The sequence below is a fragment of the Streptomyces beijiangensis genome, from assembly GCF_017315755.1.
Classification (GTDB): domain Bacteria; phylum Actinomycetota; class Actinomycetes; order Streptomycetales; family Streptomycetaceae; genus Streptomyces; species Streptomyces beijiangensis.
Map to the genome: position 1 here is coordinate 1 of NZ_JAFLRJ010000948.1, position 1,456 is coordinate 1,456.

Consider the following 1,456-nt stretch of genomic DNA (forward strand, 5'->3'; position numbering starts at 1 on the left):
TACCAGGTCTCGCAGTCTCTGCGCGCCTCGATACTGGGCCGCCGCCCAGACGACCCGCTTCGCCTGCCCACCGAGGAGCAGCTCGCCGGGCACTACGGCGTCAGCGTGCTCACCATGCGCCAGGCGCTCAAGGAGCTGGAGGAGGAGCGCCTGATCAGCAGGCACCGGCGGCGCGGCACCTTCATCGAACCGGGTGCGCGCCGCAGTGCCCCGCGCCGGCTGCTCGGCTCGATCGACGCGATCGTGGCCCAGCAGTCGGGCGAGCGGACGACGATCCTGGACCACGGCCCCGGCCCGGTCCCCGGCGAGATAGCCGACCACTTCCCCGGGCTCGACGAAGTCGTCATGTACAAGCGGCTGCGCTGCGACGGCGAGAGCGGCGAGCCCACCAACTGGGCGGAGAACGCGCTGCGCCCGGAGATCGCCGCCTCGCTCGACCTCGCCGATCTGGAGCGCTGGCCGATGACCAAGGTGCTGCGGGACGCGGTGGGGGTGCGGATCAGCCGGGTCACCGACACGGTGGAGGCCCGGCTCGCCGACCCGATGACGGCGGAGCTTCTCCACGTCCCGCTCCTCTCGCCGATCCTCCACTACACGGGGGTGACGTACGACGTGGAAGGACAGGTGGTGGATGTGGCCCGGATCCGATATCGCGGCGACCGCTTCTCCTTCTCCGTCACGGTGGAAGCGCCCTGACCCCCGTCAGTAGCATGGACACGGTGACCGAAGACGCGCCCCTGCTCGACGAGTTGATGCCCTGGTCCGTGGCGCCCCTGCGACTCGGGCGCGGCTGGGTGGCGGCACCCGACGCGCGGGTGCTCAAGGCCCGCTGGGACGCGATGCTGGCCGCACAGGGCGCGGAGCGCGAGCGGCTGTTCGGGTCCACCCGGTCCCGTACGACGGGGAGTTCGGTGGCCGCACTGCCCGGCCAGTCCACCGGTACGGGCCGCATCGCCCGCGAGTCGGGCCCCTGCCCGCCGCCGGTCCGGGTCGCGTACGGCCCCTACGACGAGCAGTGGCTGATACCCGACCACCGGCTGATCGACTCCGCCCGACCCGAGCTGTGGCGGGTGGCCGACGGGCATCAGCTCTTCCTGGTGGACGACTTCACCGTCACCGCGCTGCTGCCGGCCGGGTCCCCGGGCCGCATCCGGCCGCTGTACCGCAGGCCGGGCGGTCTGGAGCCGAATCTCGCGCCGGGCCTGCTGCCGTATCTGAGCAAGCGTTACGGCTGTGAGGTGACGCCCGAGGACGTGCTGGCCCGGTGCCTCGCATCGGGTACGCCGGCGGTGCTGATGTCCGCCGATCCGGGGCTCTGGGCCGAGGGCGTGCGCTGGGGCCGCGAGATGATCCGTATCCAGCTGCGCGGCGCACACGGCGGCGAGCGCCCCCGGCTGCCGGGCGGACGCCGGCCCTACGTGCGGGCGCCGGTCCCCGCCCGCCCCGCAGAGATCGG

At 73.1% G+C, this 1,456-nt stretch carries 2 protein-coding genes; both read left to right on the top strand.

The window, feature by feature from the left end; all coding sequences use genetic code 11:
- On the top strand, window positions 1-696 hold a 696-nt coding region (locus J0695_RS40020; protein ID WP_206969728.1), incomplete at its 5' end, for a GntR family transcriptional regulator.
- A 14-nt stretch (window positions 697-710) separates the two neighbouring features.
- The coding region (locus J0695_RS40025; RefSeq protein WP_307798903.1) for a type ISP restriction/modification enzyme at window positions 711-1,456 on the top strand (746 nt) is incomplete at its 3' end.